Source organism: Thalassospira sp. CA1 (assembly GCF_059052855.1).
The window spans coordinates 1-17,730 of sequence record NZ_JBZCIA010000014.1 but is presented as its reverse complement, the minus strand read 5'-3'; the positions used below and the strand labels follow the sequence as shown (position 1 = coordinate 17,730).

12 protein-coding genes are annotated in these 17,730 nt (G+C 55.2%); 5 read left to right on the top strand and 7 right to left on the bottom strand.

Features of this window, described 5'->3' with window-relative positions; all coding sequences use genetic code 11:
* Nucleotides 1–135: 135 nt before the first annotated feature.
* The 3 genes from AC5Q5A_RS18580 to AC5Q5A_RS18570 all read right to left on the bottom strand — a co-directional run bounded on the left by AC5Q5A_RS18580 (nt 136) and on the right by AC5Q5A_RS18570 (nt 5,876).
* A complete protein-coding gene (locus AC5Q5A_RS18580) occupies nt 136–2,211 on the bottom strand; it encodes a methyl-accepting chemotaxis protein (RefSeq protein ID WP_493896196.1) in 2,076 nt (691 codons plus the stop codon).
* Between the two features lie 162 nt (nt 2,212–2,373).
* The gene (locus AC5Q5A_RS18575; protein WP_493896195.1) at nt 2,374–4,812 is read right to left on the bottom strand and encodes a two-component system response regulator; all 2,439 of its coding nucleotides are present in this window, start codon (nt 4,810–4,812) and stop codon (nt 2,374–2,376) included.
* Between the two features lie 5 nt (nt 4,813–4,817).
* Nucleotides 4,818–5,876: a sensor histidine kinase gene (locus AC5Q5A_RS18570; RefSeq protein ID WP_493896194.1), complete on the bottom strand. Its 1,059-nt coding sequence runs from the start codon at nt 5,874–5,876 to the stop codon at nt 4,818–4,820.
* A 405-nt stretch (nt 5,877–6,281) separates the two neighbouring features.
* On the opposite strand from AC5Q5A_RS18570, the gene AC5Q5A_RS18565 reads away from it, so the two are divergent.
* Together AC5Q5A_RS18565 and AC5Q5A_RS18560 are read left to right on the top strand one after the other, a co-directional pair.
* Entirely contained in the window at nt 6,282–7,874 is a 1,593-nt protein-coding gene (locus AC5Q5A_RS18565) for a lysine--tRNA ligase (RefSeq protein ID WP_493896193.1), read from the top strand.
* Between the two features lie 136 nt (nt 7,875–8,010).
* Nucleotides 8,011–8,967, top strand: a complete 957-nt coding sequence (locus AC5Q5A_RS18560; protein ID WP_493896192.1) for a proline dehydrogenase family protein — start codon at nt 8,011–8,013, stop codon at nt 8,965–8,967.
* 50 nt (nt 8,968–9,017) lie between these two features.
* Here AC5Q5A_RS18560 and AC5Q5A_RS18555 read toward each other — a convergent pair whose 3' ends face one another.
* Nucleotides 9,018–10,073 carry a hypothetical protein gene (locus AC5Q5A_RS18555; RefSeq protein ID WP_493896191.1) on the bottom strand — a complete coding sequence of 352 codons (1,056 nt, stop codon included), beginning with the start codon at nt 10,071–10,073 and terminating at the stop codon, nt 9,018–9,020.
* Between the two features lie 208 nt (nt 10,074–10,281).
* Between AC5Q5A_RS18555 and AC5Q5A_RS18550 the strand changes: the two genes are divergently transcribed.
* The gene (locus tag AC5Q5A_RS18550) at nt 10,282–10,866 is read left to right on the top strand and encodes a TetR/AcrR family transcriptional regulator (RefSeq protein ID WP_493896190.1); all 585 of its coding nucleotides are present in this window, start codon (nt 10,282–10,284) and stop codon (nt 10,864–10,866) included.
* A 136-nt stretch (nt 10,867–11,002) separates the two neighbouring features.
* Complete coding sequence (locus AC5Q5A_RS18545; RefSeq protein WP_493896189.1) at nt 11,003–11,590, top strand: DUF4136 domain-containing protein; 588 nt, start codon at nt 11,003–11,005, stop codon at nt 11,588–11,590.
* 120 nt (nt 11,591–11,710) lie between these two features.
* Here the strand turns inward: AC5Q5A_RS18545 and AC5Q5A_RS18540 are convergent, their stop codons facing one another.
* Nucleotides 11,711–12,586: a branched-chain amino acid aminotransferase gene (locus AC5Q5A_RS18540; protein ID WP_493896188.1), complete on the bottom strand. Its 876-nt coding sequence runs from the start codon at nt 12,584–12,586 to the stop codon at nt 11,711–11,713.
* Nucleotides 12,587–12,772: 186 nt separating this feature from the next.
* Here AC5Q5A_RS18540 and AC5Q5A_RS18535 point away from each other — a divergent pair, with 186 nt between their 5' ends.
* Entirely contained in the window at nt 12,773–13,582 is an 810-nt protein-coding gene (locus tag AC5Q5A_RS18535; protein WP_493896187.1) for an inositol monophosphatase family protein, read from the top strand.
* Between the two features lie 12 nt (nt 13,583–13,594).
* On the opposite strand, the gene AC5Q5A_RS18530 is transcribed toward AC5Q5A_RS18535, so the two are convergent.
* Both AC5Q5A_RS18530 and AC5Q5A_RS18525 read right to left on the bottom strand, forming a co-directional pair.
* Nucleotides 13,595–16,840: a CHASE domain-containing protein gene (locus AC5Q5A_RS18530; protein WP_493896186.1), complete on the bottom strand. Its 3,246-nt coding sequence runs from the start codon at nt 16,838–16,840 to the stop codon at nt 13,595–13,597.
* Nucleotides 16,841–16,942: 102 nt separating this feature from the next.
* Complete coding sequence (locus AC5Q5A_RS18525; RefSeq protein ID WP_008890227.1) at nt 16,943–17,563, bottom strand: S24 family peptidase; 621 nt, start codon at nt 17,561–17,563, stop codon at nt 16,943–16,945.
* Between the last annotated feature and the right edge of the window lie 167 nt (nt 17,564–17,730).

The window sequence follows — 17,730 nt, the reverse complement described above, 5'->3', positions numbered from 1 at the left end:
GTATTCCCGGCTTGTGAAGGGGATTGTGAAACTATTTTCGAATTCAATCACTGAATGCAGTTTGGATCAAACAAAAGGACGACACCAATCATGGTGCCGTCCGATTTGTCATGTGCCGAAAGGTGTGATTGCGCCCTAGATATTGCGCAGGCGATCAAGGAAGTTTTTGACCTGTGCGTCAAGATTGCGGGCTTCTTCGGCCAGTTGGGTTGCGCCGGCCTGGACGTTCGAGGCCGCTTCGCCGGTTTCCTGGGACGTATTGCGAACAATCCCGATAGAGGACGAAACTTCGTTGGTGCCCGCCGCCGCCTGTTGAACGTTACTTGAAATTTCGGCGGTGGCAGCCCCTTGTTCCTCGACCGCGGATGCAATGGCGGTGGCGATTTCGTTGATGCTGGAAATGGTTTCGGTCACCCGTTCAATCGCACCAACCGTATTTTGCGTCTCGGACTGGATGGAGCCAATCTGTTGGGCGATGTCTTCGGTCGCCTTGGCGGTCTGGTTGGCCAGGTTTTTGACTTCCTGTGCGACGACGGCAAAGCCTTTGCCAGCCTCGCCAGCACGGGCTGCCTCGATGGTGGCATTCAGTGCGAGAAGATTGGTCTGGGCGGCAATGTCATTGATCAGGTTAACCACTTCGCCAATGCGATCGGCCGCCTCGGCCAGACCGGTAACCATGGCGTTGGCACGTGAAGCTTCTTCGACAGCGGTGTTCGAGATGTCAGATGATTTCGCCACCTGGGAGCTGATTTCCTGAATGGAGGCAGACAGTTCCTCAGTCGCAGACGCCACGGTCTGAACGTTTGCACTTGCCTCGTCCGCGGCGGCGGCAACAACAACAGCCTGTTCGGAGCTTTCATCAGCAGCACGCCGCATTTGCCGGGACACTTGTTCCATGTTTCCGGCCTTGTCAGACACATTGACAACGATCGAGCCCACCGATTTTTCAAACTCGTCGGCCATCTGCAAGCGCGTGCGATTGCGTTCGTCGCTGGCGCGCTGTTCGGCTTGAAGCTTTTCACGTTCGGCCATCTGCATGCGTGCGGAGGCCTCTTTGAAGGCTTCTAGCGCCTTGGCAATTGCCCCGATCTCGTCATCGCGTTTGAGATAGGGCACTGTAATGTCAAACTCACCCTTCTGAAGGTGATCAATCACACTGGTCACCCGCGTCATCGGGCGCGCGACCAGAGTTCTGGTCGACAACAGAACCACTGCAATGACAATCGCCAACAGGATGACACCGCCGATCAGGGTGATATTGCGCAGATTGTCTGCCGGGGCGAAGACGGTCGCCAGCGGCACATTGACCACAACGCCCCATTTGTTGGGGTATCCGGTAATCTCGACCGGGACAATCATGTGCATGGTTGTGTCATCATCAATCCGCATCGCATCGCCCGATTGCATGGTTTTGAGGATGGCCGCATGGATCGGGTTGTTGCCATCAAGGGTGGTGCCACGGATTTCCGGGTCTTCGTGGGCAACCCAGGTTCCTTGGGCGGAGACAAGATTGACCGTACCAGTGCCAAACGGTGTCAATTCGGCAAAGCGTTCTGACAGGGCATTGAGTTCAAGATCAACGCCCAGCACACCCAGAAAATCACCGTTCGGGTTTTGCACCGGATAGACAAAGGATGTCAGAACAACGTCACGACCCTGAATGTCATAGGTGATGGCGTCGGTGACATAGGGCTGATTGGTGTCACGCGGGGTGGTGTAATATTCGTTGATCTCGGGATTATCGAGGCCAGTCAGGTGATAGGGGGTAATGCCGTCACCAAAATTATAATAATAAGTGACGTATTTGCCGCTGCCGTCGCCGAATGGCTCACCCTCGTTTACGTAATCGGCATCCTTGCCATCAAGGGCATCGGTTTCAAAGCCTGCCCATGCGCCGGCAAGTGTCGGATTATCGATCAGGGTTCGACTGAGAATTTCGTTATATGCCGCGCGATCAACGCCGCCTTTTTCGCGGATCGCACGAAAGGCCCCGGCCAGATTTTTTGCGACCAACATCCCGCCATTCAGAACACTACCAGCCTGCTCTGCGTGATGGTTTGCCACCCCACGTGCTTCGCCGACGGTCAGTTCCTCGGTGGTCTGGCTTGTTTGAACGGTTTGAAGAGATATGCCTGCAATCAGGCAGAGCGCGATGGTTACAGCACTGACAAGCGTCAGCTTCGCGCCAAGGGACAGGGACGAAAAGTTCATACAGTCATCCTTCCGACCTATGCTTTCGTTTGAAGATCGCATTTGAGTAATGCACCAGCCAAGTCAATGGCTTGGCAGTGCAATAAGGCACGTCATATTAGGCGATTACTCTAAGGTATAATACTTGGAAAGGGAAGCTGTCTGAATATGTAGTTTTTGTTATTAAAATCGTTTGGTTTTTCCGATTGTCGGCGCAAACACTTCCTCGGCGGGGACAGGTTTTCCGAAAAGGAACCCTTGCAGCTTGATGCCCGGCACATCGCGCAGGAAGTCATATTGTGCCTTGGTTTCAACGCCTTCTGCGGTGACCGACAGGCCCAACGCACCCGCCATTGCCAGCATTGCGTTGATCAGGGCCACGTCATCACTGTTGCCCGGTACTCCGCTTACAAAGGCACGGTCGATCTTGATGCGGCTGATCGGCAGGCTTTTGATCGACCGCAGGCATGAATAGCCGGTGCCAAAATCGTCAATTGCCAGTGAAACCCCCACTTCCCGCAGGTCGTGCAGGGTCTGGATCATGCTGACTTCGTCCTGGATCATGCTTTCGGTGACTTCGATTTCAAGATCCTCGGCCGGGAGGCCGGAAATCGCCAGTTCATGGGCGATGCTGTCGGCAAAACCGGGTTGCTGCATCTGGCGGACCGATACATTGACGGCCATGCGCAGTTTCTGGCCATATTCATCCTGCCAGCGACGGGCCTGGTGGCAGGCTTCGCGGATCACCCAGCTGCCAATTTCAAGGATAAGCCCGCTTTTTTCGGCAATTGGGATGATTTCATGTGGCCCGACAAGCCCGTGGACCGGATGTTTCCAGCGCAGCAAAGCTTCAACACCGACCATGTCGCCGGTTTTGCCATCAATCTGTGGCTGGTAATGCAAAACCAGTTCTTCGTTTTCAAGCCCGCGGCGCAATTCAAGGGAGCGCGTCATGTAATGGGCGGCATTGGCCGTCATTTCCGGCTCATAGAGGGCAAAGGTTCTGCGTCCGCGATCCTTGGCAGCATACATCGCGGTATCGGCAAGGCGGATTAGGTCGTGCGATGAGCGGCCATGCACGGGATAGAGTGAAATGCCCAAACTTGCCCCGATATTCATTTCGTGGCCACGGATATAGAACGGGCGTTGCAGTTCCTGAATGATCTTTTGCGCCAGATTGGCGGCCGCTGTTTCGTTGGGAATGTTTTCGCGAATGATCAGGAATTCATCGCCGCCCAACCGGGATATCGTATCGGTGCGTTCGGTAATACCCTTGATCCGGGTTGCGGCAATCAGAATGACCTGATCGCCGGCGGCATGGCCAAGTGTGTCATTGATCGTCTTGAAATCATCGATATCAAGAAACAGGCAGGCGACCATCATGCCGCTGGGTTCGCAACGTTCAATCGCGCGATTAAGGCGGTCTGTCGCAAGCAACCGGTTGGGCAGGCTGGTTAGTCCGTCATACTGGGCAAGGTAATGCAATTCCTGTTCGGCCTGCCGGATGGCGGTCCGGTCAGAGACGATCATCACATAGTGGGTCAGCTCGTGTTCTTCGTTTTCAACGGCAATAACCTGCAGGGACAGCGATATCGGGCCACGACTGGCGTTGTGGGTATCAAGATCGCGATGCCATTGGCGGCGGGCACCCGGCCCGGAAAACAATTCCTGAAAGAATTCGGCAGGATGTTCATTGGCGGAAAGAAAATAGGGCGGCTTTTGCAGCGTGTTTTCTTCGGTCTCGCCCGTGATCCGGTAATAGGCGTTGTTGGCGTTGGTAACATTGAGGTCAGGATCAAGAATAAGAATGCCGTCCTGGGTGGTTTCAAACACCGTCATGGCTTCGCGCAGCTTGTCCTGCGTCAGGCGCTGATCGGTGATGTCCTGCATCATGCCGATGATGCGTTGTGACCCTTTGCGATCATCGCCAAAGGACTTGCCGCGGGCCCGCAGCCAGCGATAGTTCTGATCCGTGTCCAGACTGCGAAAGACAACGTCATAAAAATCGCCATGCGCAACCGCATAGGCAAAGGCCTTGCGCACCATGTCTCGGTCTTCTGTTGCGACGCGTTCAAGAAAGCCATCCCAGCTTTCGGTGACGATTTCGGCATTCTGATTAAGGTCGGCATTGCCAAGCCCGGTGGAGTGCATTTGCCGGGTCAGGACATCAATTTCCCAGCAACTCATCTGGGCTGCGTTCATCGCAAGCGACAGACGGTGCTGACTTTCTGACAGGGCCAGTTCGGCTGTGCGGCGTTCCAGCGCCATCTGGATCGTGGCATGCAGTTCACGGTCCGAAAACGGTTTGATCAGATAGCCATATGGACGGGTTTTTTGCGCGCGCGCCAGTGTCGCGTCTTCGGAGTGGGCCGAAAGATAGATGACCGGGATCATCAGGTGCGGCGGGATTCCAGCCGCCGTTTCAATGCCGTCAATATCGCCTTCGATGCGGATATCCATCAGGATAATGTCAGGTGGATCTTCATTGATGGCCGCAAGGGCGTCACTGCCGCGCGTATGTGCGCTGGTGCGCTGGTAGCCCAGCTTTTCAAGCTGCTTGCGCAAATGAAGGGCGATAACACGTTCGTCCTCGACAATCATGACATGGACTGAATGTGGCATCCCGATCACTTCCCTATTTTGAAGTTGATGACAAAGGTGGTTTCGCCATTGGTCGTGATATCAAGCGTGCCGCCAACCTGGTCGGCCAGCAGTTCAATCAGTTGCAGGCCAAGCCCGTCACTCGTGCCCGGGGTAAAGTCATCGGGCATGCCGCGCCCGTTATCGGATACTCGCAAGGTCACAACATCCTGGTCATTCATCTGGGTCGATACCGTAATCTGACCTTTTGCGCCGTCGGGGAAACCGTGTTTTAGCGCATTGGTGATCAGTTCGTTGGCAATCAGTCCGCATGGCACGGCCTGATCGATGGTGAGTTCGACATGGGCCAGATTGCTTTTGACTTGCACCCGGTTGATATCGACATTGAATGTCGCCAGAAGCGACGAAATAAGGCTTTCGCAGAAATCGGCGAAATTCACCTTGGCGATGTCTTCGCTTTGATACAGCGACTGGTGAATTTGCGCCATTGACCGGACGCGATTGCAACTGTCGATCAGAGCTTCGCGTGCCTGGATGTCAATGACCGAGGATGTCTGCATATCGAGCAGGCTGTGAATGATCTGCAGATTGTTTTTCACCCGGTGATGGACTTCGGAAAGCAGCGTTTCCTTTTCACGAAGCGATCGTGCGATCTGTTCTTCGCGATGTTTGCGTTCGGAAATGTCGGAAATAGCCGCAAGGATCTGATGCTTTTCACCGTCAGAGATCGGGTTCAGACCAATTTCAACGGGGAACTCGCTGCCATCCTTGCGCAAGGCATAAAGATCGCGGCCAGCCCCCATCGGGCGGGGATTGGGCTGCTCCGAATAGGATCGGCGCAAACGCGGGTGTCCGGTACGAAAACGTTCGGGGACCAGCATTTCAATCGGCTGGCCCAGCAGTTCATCACGCGCATAGCCGAAAATGATTTCGGTCTGGGCGTTCACCATTTCCATGGTGCCATCCGCACTAATCAGGATCATGGCATTTGGCGCGTACTCAACAACGCGTTCAAATCTTTGATCCGGACTTTTCGTCGGAAAGGCGTTTTCGGTGATGTGCCCACCGGTCTCTCCAAACGACATCAACACACTCCAATCATCGTGTTTGGTTGGTCGATCGGGTTTGCCTTCGCTTGCGGACGATCAATAGTATTAAATTAAACTAATAGTGTATCGCAGCATAAGCGTATGGTTATGCAATAAAAGCTCTTCACAATTTAAGCGTGCTTGCCCACTATCCGATATTTGTTGGCAGGTGACTAAAGTCAACTACACTTAGGTGTAGCCGCGGAGCTGGCTTTACAAGCAACCGCCTGCAGATAAATATCGGCGATTGGCCCGGTAATTCCGCGATTATTTGGCAGCCATGCGCAACAGGTGCTTGATCTTGGCCCGAAGTGGGGTATAGCTTCGCGCAAACATGCGATCAGCGTGATACGTATATTTCCCGAGAATTTAACGATCCAACTGACAAACAAGGTTTCAAAAATGACAGCCGATCTTCGAGATGCCGCACTTAACAGCAACGTCTGGGCTTTTCAGGAAGCCAGCAAGCTGGTCAAGCGGTATAAACAGAAGGCGCCTGAGAAGGGCTATGTCCTTTTTGAAACCGGTTATGGTCCGTCGGGTTTGCCGCATATTGGCACCTTTGGCGAAGTTGCGCGCACGACCTATGTCCGTCGCGCGTTCGAAACCATGTGCGATATCCCGACCAAGCTGTTCTGCTTCTCCGATGACATGGATGGCCTGCGTAAGGTCCCGGACAATATTCCAAACAAGGACATGGTCGCGCAGCATCTTGGCAAGGCCCTGACCAGCGTTCCGGACCCGTTTGGCACGCATGAAAGCTTTGCCCATCACAACAATGCCAAGCTGCGTGAATTCCTTGATGGTTTCGGGTTCGAGTACGAATTCAAATCATCGACCGACTGTTATCGTTCGGGCATGTTTGACGAGGCGCTTTTGCGCCTTCTGGAACGTTATGACGCGATCCAGAAAATCATGCTGCCGACCCTTGGTGAAGAACGCCGTGCGACCTATAGCCCGTTCATGCCAGTCGAGCCGGGCACCAACAAGGTCCTGATGGCCAAGGTGACCGAGCTTAAGCCTGAGAGCGGCAGCATCGTTTACGAACATCCGGAAACCGGTGATCTGGTTGAAACGCTGGTGACGGGCGGTAATTGCAAACTGCAATGGAAGCCGGACTGGGCGATGCGCTGGTATGCGCTGGGCGTTGATTATGAAATGGCCGGTAAAGACCTTATTCCGTCAGTCGAGCTTGGCAACAAGATCGTCAAGGCGCTTGGCGGCACCCCGCCGGAAGGCTTCAACTACGAGCTGTTCCTCGATGAAAATGCCCAGAAGATTTCCAAATCCAAGGGCAATGGTCTTTCGATGGAAGACTGGCTGAAATATGCGCCGGAAGACAGCCTGTCGCTGTTCATGTTCCAGAAGCCGAAAACCGCAAAGCGTCTGTATTTCGATGTCATCCCGAAAACCGTGGATGAGTACCTGACCTTTGCCGAAAAGCTTAAAACCGAAACCGATCCGGAAAAGATCCTGCAGAACCCAGCCTGGCACATTCATGCCGGGACCGCACCGGATCGCGAAATTCCGTTGTCGTTCGGTATTCTTCTGAACCTTGTTTCGGTCTGCAATACCGATGATCGCGACCTGCTTTGGAAGTTCATTTCGCGTTATGCCACCGGCGCAACCCCTGAAAGCTCGCCGTATCTTGATAAGCTGGTCGGCTATGCGATCAACTATTACAGCGACTTTGTCAAACCGACCAAGTCTTACCGCGCCCCGACCGAGGCAGAAAAAGCAGCCCTTCAGGATCTGCGCGATGCGTTGGCTAAAATTGCACCGGGCACCGACCCGTCTGACATCCAGACCGAAGTTTTCACCGTGGGCAAAAACCACAATTACGATAACCTGCGCGACTGGTTCAAAACGCTCTATGAAGTGCTGCTGGGTCAGGAACAGGGCCCGCGCATGGGCTCCTTCATCGCGCTTTATGGCCTTGATGAAAGTGTTGCCCTGATTGATCGCGTTCTGGCGGGTGAAGACCTGTCTGCGTAAACAATCGATCAGATAAGAGCCTCAAACGGCCCGCCATTTGGTGGGCCGTTTTGCGTTTTGGGTCATATCATTCAATAATTTGCCGGTCAGTTTGGCTATTGCGGTGCTTTGCGTCACCAGCAAGGAATTGAATGATATGGGATTTTGGCAGAAATCAATGATCGCGGTCGCCTGTTCCAAACCGCTTCGCACCCTTGGCGAGGCCATTGGTCGCAAGACCGGACTGGCCGCGCAGTTTGTCAGTGCCAATGACGGTGCCGGGCATGTCAAACGGGCAAATGCGCTGGCAGCACAAAGTATCCGGATTTCAAGCTTTTATCTTGGTGAATATGTTGAAGACATCACGCAGGTCCGCGAAACGGTTGATCAGCTTTGTTTTGTGATGCCAAGCCTCGATATGTCTGGACTGGATGTCCATGTGTCGATTGATCCGTCGCAGCTGGGCTATATGCAGGGCGAGGCGGCTCTGACCAAACATGTCGATGAGATCGCCAATCAGATCCGCGATATTGCCGCGCAGGCAAACTCATCGCAGACCATCCGGCTTATGATCGATATGGAAGATTTCGATATGGTCGATGATACGCTGGCGCTGCACGATCGGTTGGCGACGGCTGGCGTGCCGGTTGCCCAAACCTTGCAAGCGCGGTTGTACCGGACGGAATCTGATCTGAATGACATGATTTCACGCGGCGCGATGGTGCGGCTGGTCAAGGGGGCAATGGCCCCACCGGCAAGCGTATCCTTTACCGAGCGTGATCAGATTGATGCCAATTATCTGAAACTGGCCGGGATGATGTTGTCAGATGCCGCCAAGCAAAGCGGGTTTTTCCCTGTCTTTGGCAGTCACCATCGCGACTTGGTGCTCAGGATCGCGGCGCTTGCCGATGACAATGGCTGGGCGCGCGATCAGTTCGAGTTCGAGATGCTTTATGGGGTCAATCAGCCGTTGCAACGTGAACTGCTTGCGGCGGGGTATCGCCTGCGGCTGTATGCGCCGTTTGGCAAGGACTGGTGGGCCTATGCCTGGCGCCGGGTGGGGGAGAACCCGCGCAACCTGTTGCTATTGATGAAGTCGGGGCTTCATCGATAATAAAAACGCATGAGGCCAGCATGAATGTGTGCTGGCCTCATGCGTTCAAATCAGCTTGGGGGCAGGTAACGCCGCAGCGGATGATCTTCAAACGGTGCCAGAAGCACGTGGCGGGCACGTTGCCAACCCACACCAAACGCCATCACCAGCCCGCCAACGATGAAGCAAACCAGAACGATGGTCATGGACGGATCAATCGCCGCCCCCTCGAACCCGGATTGCAGCAGATACCCGACATAGATCAGGCCACTGATGATCGGCGATCTGCGATCCAGGATCAGGGACAGCACCATGGCAATGATAATCACCGGGATCATCGCAAGGGCGCCGGCCTCAAACGTTGCGGCAATCGAATGGATGGTCAGCGGTGCGCCAAAGACATAAAGCCAGAACGCGCATTCCGCCCAGCCATTGATCCGCTTGGGATCGCGGCTGTCGATAAAGATCGCAAGGGCCAGCAACAAGATGCCCGTCGCCGTGATCAGATAGGGGATATAGGGTTCTGCCGCCGGGCCGAAGGTCGCCATCAAAGCAGACCAGAAAACGCCAACGAGGCCAGCAGCAATCAGCGCAAAGGATACCGGCAGGCGATAACGCAGGAAGAAGCCCAGCTGGAAGGCAAAGCCGATGATGGCGACAAACACCAGCACATTCATCGACCGCTGCCCGAAATCAATCACCGTATCAAGATCGGACAACTGCCCGGCAGGCCCGGCAAGCGACATGTAAATCGCCACCGCATAGATCATCAGCGTCGCGCCAAGGGCGGCCATAATCGCGATCGAGGGCAGGGACGCCTTGAGCTTACCTGCGATATATTCCGCCAGCGCGACATAGGCGATCATGGCAAGCGGTGGTGCAATCCAGAATGCCGGGCCATTAGCAAGCAGGCCCCACAGAACGAACCAGCCGATGGTCAGTGCGCATATGCCAAGGGCGATGAAAATGTCATTCATGCCGCGAAACAGCGTGAATTTTTCTGTTTCAGGCGACTCTTGTGCTTGTTTAGCAAGGTAGCCTTCAAGCCTTGCAAAGGCCTCTTCGCTGAGCACGCCGGCCGATACCGCATTTCGGATATCAGCAAGGGTGAATTGATTGTTTTTCACGGTGGCTCCGGTGTGTGTTGTTGCTCTTGTGCCGTTTTGGCGTGTGTCCGATGGATCAGTGATACACGCCCTGTGCAATGCTTTCAAATTTCTCCGTATGCCTAAATGCGGACTAAGGCATCCAAAGGGCACCTAAACCGCGCAGTTAACAGGAACATAATGTTTAAGATATAAGTTAGTGAACTGACTTATATGTGTTGAGGTATCCATGGCCACCAAGCTGAGTTCCGAGCAAAAGCGTCAAAAGCTTGCCCGTGCGGCGATGAATGTGATCTGGCGCGATGGCTATCACGCCGCCACCATTCAGGCAGTCGCGACCGAGGCCGGGTTACCCGCCGGTGGCGTGTTTTACCGCTTTCCCAAGAAACATGACCTTGCCCTGGCGGCGCTTGAGACCATGGAAGGGGAGTTTGTCCCGCTTCTTGAAAGTATCTCGACGTCGCGTTCGGTCGCGGATCGGTTGGCAAAGTTCTTTGATTATCTTGATGCCATGACCCCGCGCAGGGTCAGTCACGGCTGTCCGTTGGCAAGACTGATGCTTGATATGCCCAATGATGCCGACTTCGCCCCGTCGCGCAGAACCGGCCAGGCGGTGTTTGACGCCCTGATCAACTGGGTTGCGGATCAGCTTGAAGAAGGCGGGGCAGATCGCAAAACAGCCGCAAAGACCGGTCGTCAGATCATCATGCGCTGGCAAGGCGCGATTATTCTGGCCCATAGCATGGGGGATCGGGCCATCCTTGATGATGAGATCAATGAATTGCGCGTACTGGCCAAAGATCTGCTTGGCTAAACCCCGGTTGTTTTTCCCTCAAAAGTTGATTGCCATTATTTACGCATTTTCTGATGATGAATTAGGGGATTGGCGCATTCACCCGATGCGTGTCGCACTTGGTCCGGCAAACATTTCAAACCAAAGGACACGGGCAATGACGAAGATGAAACTTGTGCTGGTGGCAATGATGGCAACGGTCCTGGCGGCCTGTGCCACAGGTCCGCGCATCTATACCGATGCCGATCCGGCGGCCGATTTCGGACAGTATCAGACATTCGCCTTTGTCGAAGGGGCCGGCAAGAATGCCGAGGCGCAATATCAGACCCTGTCTGGTCAGCGGATCGAGGATGCGATCAACACCGCAATGGTGTCGCGCGGATATCAGCTTGATATCCATAACCCCGACCTTTTGATCAATTTCCATCTCAAGACCGAGGAAAAGACACGCTCCTCACCGCCGGTCTATATGGGCGGCTATTATGGCTATCGCAGCGGCATGTATGTCGGCTGGCCGGGTTATGTCGAACCGGGCTATGTCGATAGCTACACCGAGGGCACGCTGAGCATCGATCTTGTCGACCGCCAGACCCGTCAGATGGTCTGGGAAGGTACTGCTGTTTCGCGGGTGACAAGTTCGCTTCGCGAGGCCCCCAATGAAACGGTGCGGGCGGCGGTGGCGTCGATCTTTGCGCAATATCCGTATGTGGCGGGCAATAGCGCGCCCCGAGCCTTGGCGCAGTAAGAACGAGGGCCTTGACGCAGTAAGAAGGCGTTCTGACGGAACAAAAAAACGGCCCGGATATCCGGGCCGTTTGTCTGTCGATCATGTGCGAAGTGCACAGTGCCTAAGTGCCAAGTACGATCAGTCTTCGCTGGCGGCAACAAAGGCCGTGTAAAGGTCCTGCGCGCGCCGCGTGATCGGGCCGGGCTGCAGGTTGCGGTCATCCAGTTTCACGCACGGGGCGACCTTGTAATAGTTGCCGGTGCCAAAGATCTCGTCAGCGGTTTCGAGTTCTTCGTACTTGCAGGTCTTTTCCACGACATCAACGCCGTCTTCACGCAAAAGCTTGATCACGCGCTGGCGGGTCAGACCATTCAGGAACGTGCCATTGATCGCCGGGGTGTAAACCGTGCCATCCTTGGCAAAGAACAGGTTGGCATAGGAAAACTCGGCAACATTGCCAATCGGATCAAGCATCACGCCGGTGTCAAAGCCCGAACTGGTGGCCTCGGTCACCGCGCGACCGACATTGGGATACAGGCAGGATGCCTTGGCCTCGGTCGGAGCGCTTTCCGGCGACGGGCGGCGGAAGCTTGATTTGCGGGCACTAAAGCCGGTCTGGATGGCTTCTGGCATTTCACTGACAGAAATGCATAGCACGAACTGCGCGCTTTCGGGCGTCGGCGCGATGAAGCCTTCGCCGCCAAAGACCAGCGGCTTGATGTAAAGCGCCAGCTCCGGGTCGAACTTTTGAACGCCTTCCTTGACCAGGGCGACAATTTCTTCGGTCGTAATCGCTGGCTTCATGCCCATCAGTTCGGCGGAGCGGATCACACGCGCACAATGCGGATAAAGGTCGGGCATTTTGCCGTTCATGCGGCGCGCGCCATCAAACACGGTCGAGGCCATCCATACACCATGGGTTTGCGGCCCCATGATGTTTGGGTTCCCTTCGTGCCATTGGCCCTGATACCAGGTCCAGTTTGTGACAGTGCTTTCGGTGGCGGCGTGACCCATTTTTGTACTCCTGTGGGGCAGTTCATTAGCGCTGCCTAGCATAGGATTTTTGCAATCAGATGGTCAAAGAAAACATCACCGAATTAGTGCCTTTGAAATGTCATGAAACCTTGCAAGCAGTTATGCGATAGGTTTTTCTATAGATAGTTGATTTTGAGACGCTTTCCGCTTTGAAAGGAAAACAGGATGGGTGATGACGTCAAACTTGATCTCGACGCGCGGTTCGAACATGCCCGCGACGTCATCCGCACTGCCGGAAAGCGGGCGATGGAGTATTTCGACGGCAGTGCCGGCGATCTTGAGGTCGAGGCCAAGGAAAATCCGCTCGATATGGTCAGTATCGCCGACAAGAATGTCGAGGCGATTATTCGTGATCAGATCGCCGACACCTTTCCCGAGGACGGCTTCCTGGGCGAGGAAATGGGCATTGAGAAGGGCGACAATGACTGCCTGTGGGTGATTGACCCGATTGATGGCACGGCGTGCTTTGTCAATCAGATGCCAAGCTGGTGCATTTCCATCGCCCTTGTCGTCAAGGGGAAGATCGAGATTGCCCTGATTTATCAGCCATGTGGCAAAGAGTTGTTCAGTGCCCGTCGCGGTCAGGGGGCGCTTGCCAATGGCGAGCCGATCAAGGCGAGTGAGGCCAAAACCGTCGGCGATGGCGTGATGGGGCTTGGCATGTCACATCGCACGACAAGTGACGCGATTATGCCGTTTATCAAGGACTTGTTGGATCGCAAGGGCATCTTTATGCGGAACGGATCGGGCGCACTTTCGATGGCCTATGCCGCGGCCGGGCGGATGATCGGCTATTACGAACCGCATATCAATCCGTGGGATTGTCTGGCCGGGATCCTGTTGATGCAGGAAGCCGGCGGTTGGGCCAATGATTATCTGGGCGCACCCGATGCGCTTGAAAAAGGCGCACCGATCCTGACTGCGGGGCCCAATGTCGCCGAAGAACTTAAAGCCATGACCGGTATCAGCCGTTAGGCGGCCCGCGCATCAGGTTGCCGGCGTGTCATTTCGCGCCAGACGGGCGTCAAATTTGCGGTGAATAAGGCGGGCTAGTTGAGCATCAATCATCGCGATATCAAGCGGCTTGGTGCAATAGGCATCAAAGCCAGTCTCGTGAAAGTTTTCGAGATTGTCGTTTGATATGTCCGCGGTCAGGGCAAGCACCGGAATGGTCGCCTTGACCGGATCGTCAAAGGCGCGGATACGCCGGGTGGCCTCGATGCCATCAAGAACCGGCATGTGAAGATCCATCAGAACCGCGTCGAAATCGGCCCCGGCAAGAATATCAAGCGCGATCTGGCCATCAGCAGCCGTGGTAATCGTATGCCCCTGCGCTTCCAGCAGTTTCTGGGCAAGGATGCGGTTGATTTCGATGTCCTCGACCAAAAGCAAGTTCCATGCGCCCGGATCAGCTGCCTCGGCCTTTTCAGACCGGGCGTCGTCCGGGTTTGCCGTTTGTCCTTCCTGTCGGGCAACGTCGGTTTCGCTGCTGCGTGGCAGGGTCAGATCAAACCAGAAACGGCTGCCTTTGCCTTCCTGGCTTTCGACTTGCACCCGGCCGCCCATGGCCTGAACCATGCGCTGACAAATGGTCAGGCCAAGTCCCGTGCCGCCATAACGACGCGTCGTGGTGGTGTCGGCCTGTGTGAAGGCATCAAAGATGGCTTCGAGTTTGTCATGTGCAATGCCGATCCCGTCATCACGCACAGAAATGCGGAATGAAACGGTTTCATCCCCGACATCAAGTGCCTTTACCAGAACCTGAACCTTGCCCTGTTTGGTGAATTTGATGGCGTTGGAAACAAGATTGGTCAGCACCTGTTTGAGTCGCACAGGATCGCCGGTGACATGGCGCGGCAGTTTGGGATCGATTTCAAGTTCAAGCGTGCTTTCCTGCGCGCGTGCCGGGACCAGCATCATCGAAACAACTTCTTCGCAGATGTGATGAAGGTCAAACGGGTTTTCTTCCAGCACAAGCTTACCGGCCTCGATCTTGGAAATATCAAGAATATCGCCAATCAGCGACAAGACATGGCGACCGGCCCCGCGAATGGTCGACAGGTAACTGCGCAGCGTTTCGGTATTGGCATCTTTGTCCAGACTGTCACTGGCGAGCTGCGCATAGCCCAAAATGGATGTCATCGGGGAGCGGAATTCATGGCTCATATGGGCGATGAATTCCGATTTGGCCCGATCAGCCTGCTGGGCCCGGTTCATGGCGTTTTCGGCAGATGCGCGGGCGTCTTCAAGTTCGCGGGTTCGGGTCTCGACCAGATTGACGATGTATTTTTCGGTGCGGTTCAGTGATCGCAGATAGATCAAAAGCAGAATGCTGACCGTGCTGCCAAACACAAAGATCGCCCATGGCTGCCAATAAAGCAGCGTGCCAAAGCCCGGCTCTGACGGATGCAGGACAATCGTCCAGTCGCGATAGCCAAACGTGAAGTTCGAAACATTCGGGTTGAACGGCTTTTCCAGTTCCTCTTGAATGTGCTCTATCGCATAGTTGGCTAACCGGTTGGAATAGATAAGTTTCTTATCAGACTCGGATTTCAGGTCGGCAAGATGGATTTCAAAATTCAGTGGAATGCGCGCCACCCGTGCCGCCCGGCTGATCATGTCGGTCAGACGCAACACCCCGATGGCGACACCAAGTGGTGGTCCGGTGCGGTCCCGACGATTTTCAACTGCCAGAAACGCAAGCGAGGTCACGACCGCCGAATTCGCCTGAACAAGTTCGAGCGGCTCGGTCAGGGTGACATTGCCGGTCTGAAGGGCGGTTTCAAGCGCACGTCGGCGCGAAGGCTCGCTCATCATGTCAAAGCCGATGACTTTTTCATTCCCTGACCGCGGGAAGACAAAGAAGACCGGATAATAGGTATCCTGTTCGCTTGACGTTTGCAGTTCGCCATCGACAAGGGCGCGGATGGCGAAATTGGTCACCCCGCGCAGCTCGGCATTTTCTTCAATCAGGCCGCGCGCCCGGCGTTCAACATGCGGCGCCCATTCAAGGGCGGCAACACCGGGCCGACGGTTGACCCATGGGGCAATCATCGCATCAAAGGTATTGGCCGAAATGCTGCCATGCACATCAAACAGGGTCCGGACGGCGATCAGTGCATCGGTGGCCCCGCCAAGTTCTTCGCGAAGGGACGCTTCAAACGCCAGGCGATACTGGTCGGTTGATGATCGGTCGGCGGCAACAAGCTGGGTATAGGTGTACCAGGATGCCAGCCCCGAGACGCCAAACCCGATCACGCCAATGATGATCGACAGCGTCCGGCGCAACCGATGGACATCTTCGGATTGCCGCCCATCAAGGGTTCGTGTCGTGATCGCGGCAATCCGTTCCATGCCCGCAGCCAGAAACAAGGTGCAGACCGAAATGGCAATGACATAGCCATAAAGGTTGCGAAGGCCTGTATTCAGTCCGACGCCGACAAAGGTTTTATTGCCAAGGGCGGCAAAGACGATGATGTCGGCAACGATGACGGCGTTGATCAGAACCGCGCCCAGCAGCCCATAGCGCACCGCCCCCCAGATCACCAGCGGTACGGAGACAAAGATAAACAGATATTCGGGCTTTGAGATCAGCGGCGTTGTCTGAACGGCGGAGGCCAGAACGACGGCTGCAATTACGATGAAGGAAAGCTCGCCATAGTGCTGGAGCGAACGCGATACCGGCTGCCGGTTCATCAGGCGCAAGGTCAGTGGTCCGACCACAATCGCACCAACCAGATCGCCCAGGAACCAGCCCTGCCAGATTTCGCCGAACTGATCAAAGTTGCCGATAACAATCATGCTGAGTGTGGTGCTGCCCAAAAGGGCAGCTATGGCAGGGCTACATACCGCGCCCAGCGCAAGGAAAACCAGCATGCTGCGGAATTGCGCCAGCGGATAATTCCCGGCAAGGCGCACGATCAAAAGGGCGGGCAACACCGCGGCAAGTGTATTGCCCGCCGCAATCATAAGGGCCGCAGGCACCGACGGCGACGTCGCCAGATTAACCAGAAGGGCACCGATGAACACTGCCGGGAAATATCGCCAGCCCCAAAACACCATCGCGGCAATTGCGATGCCCGATGGCGGCCAGACAAGGGTTACACTTGTGCCAAAGAACGGAAGTTGCAGTCCGGCATAGCCCGTTGCGAAATAGGCAAGGATAACCACCAGAGAACGCACAATGTGATGGCGTTGCAGCGTCAAACGATTGTTCCCCTTCCCCTCTGGCATCAGCCGGTTCTTTTGCTAAGACCAAATGTAATGTGTCGCAGGGCGGATTTGAATAGATCAATCATCGAATGTGCGCGAAAGGCCAAAGGCTTACTCGAATGCTTATTGGCTGCACCACAGAATACGGGCGACCCAGTCGATTTCCTCTGCCGGAATAAAACGGTCTTCGAAATCGGGATTCAGGGATTTCAACTCCACACCCAGCGCGCCGCGCCGGACCAGTTCCTTGGCCATGACTTCGCCTTCATGGGTTTTGACCACCACGCGGTCCTTGGGGCGGATGTTTGACGCCGGGCTGACAATGATCAGATCGCCATCGCGAAACACCGGCGCCATGGACTCCCCCGATATCCGCAACCCATAGGCGGTTGGATCGTGCAGAGCCGGAAAGGTGATGTCTTCCCATGATCCGCCAACCGGATAACCGGCATCATCAAAAAAGCCGCGATTGCCCGCCTGGGCAAAGCCGATCACAGGGATACGCCCAGCACCATTGCCATCCACCAGTTCGGAAAATTCCCGGAAACTGACATCGGTGACGGAAAGCACCTTTGAAATGCTTTCGGTCGACGGCCAGCGCGCCTTGCCCTGCGCGGTGGTGCGCTTGGACCGGTTGAACGTGGTCGGGTCGAGTTGTGCCAGGCGGGCCAGTCCCGAAGGCGTCAAACCGTGATCTTCGGCGATTTGATCAAGGGCGGCCCATATTTGTTGATGTCGGATCATGGTGCATCCTAACAGCACGGTGATCCACAGGGAAAGGAATTCATTCCTCTCAAGCTGTGCTTGCTGCCAAATTCCGAAGGATGAGTCCTCGGCCACTTGGCGGCTGAGGTGGTCTTGTTCAGCGCAGTGGATCTGTTGGGGCCTCAATAAACGGTGAATAATATACA

Excerpts from the sequence above, each read along its gene's own strand:
- AC5Q5A_RS18580 (WP_493896196.1), bottom strand. The coding sequence starts at position 2,211 with ATGAACTTTTCGTCCCTGTCCCTTGGCGCGAAGCTGACGCTTGTCAGT.
- AC5Q5A_RS18535 (WP_493896187.1), top strand. The coding sequence starts at position 12,773 with ATGGGTGATGACGTCAAACTTGATCTCGACGCGCGGTTCGAACATGCC.
- AC5Q5A_RS18550 (WP_493896190.1), top strand. The coding sequence starts at position 10,282 with ATGGCCACCAAGCTGAGTTCCGAGCAAAAGCGTCAAAAGCTTGCCCGT.
- AC5Q5A_RS18570 (WP_493896194.1), bottom strand. The coding sequence starts at position 5,876 with ATGTCGTTTGGAGAGACCGGTGGGCACATCACCGAAAACGCCTTTCCG.
- AC5Q5A_RS18545 (WP_493896189.1), top strand. The coding sequence starts at position 11,003 with ATGACGAAGATGAAACTTGTGCTGGTGGCAATGATGGCAACGGTCCTG.
- AC5Q5A_RS18530 (WP_493896186.1), bottom strand. The coding sequence starts at position 16,840 with ATGCCAGAGGGGAAGGGGAACAATCGTTTGACGCTGCAACGCCATCAC.
- AC5Q5A_RS18560 (WP_493896192.1), top strand. The coding sequence starts at position 8,011 with ATGGGATTTTGGCAGAAATCAATGATCGCGGTCGCCTGTTCCAAACCG.
- AC5Q5A_RS18525 (WP_008890227.1), bottom strand. The coding sequence starts at position 17,563 with ATGATCCGACATCAACAAATATGGGCCGCCCTTGATCAAATCGCCGAA.
- AC5Q5A_RS18575 (WP_493896195.1), bottom strand. The coding sequence starts at position 4,812 with ATGCCACATTCAGTCCATGTCATGATTGTCGAGGACGAACGTGTTATC.
- AC5Q5A_RS18540 (WP_493896188.1), bottom strand. The coding sequence starts at position 12,586 with ATGGGTCACGCCGCCACCGAAAGCACTGTCACAAACTGGACCTGGTAT.
- AC5Q5A_RS18565 (WP_493896193.1), top strand. The coding sequence starts at position 6,282 with ATGACAGCCGATCTTCGAGATGCCGCACTTAACAGCAACGTCTGGGCT.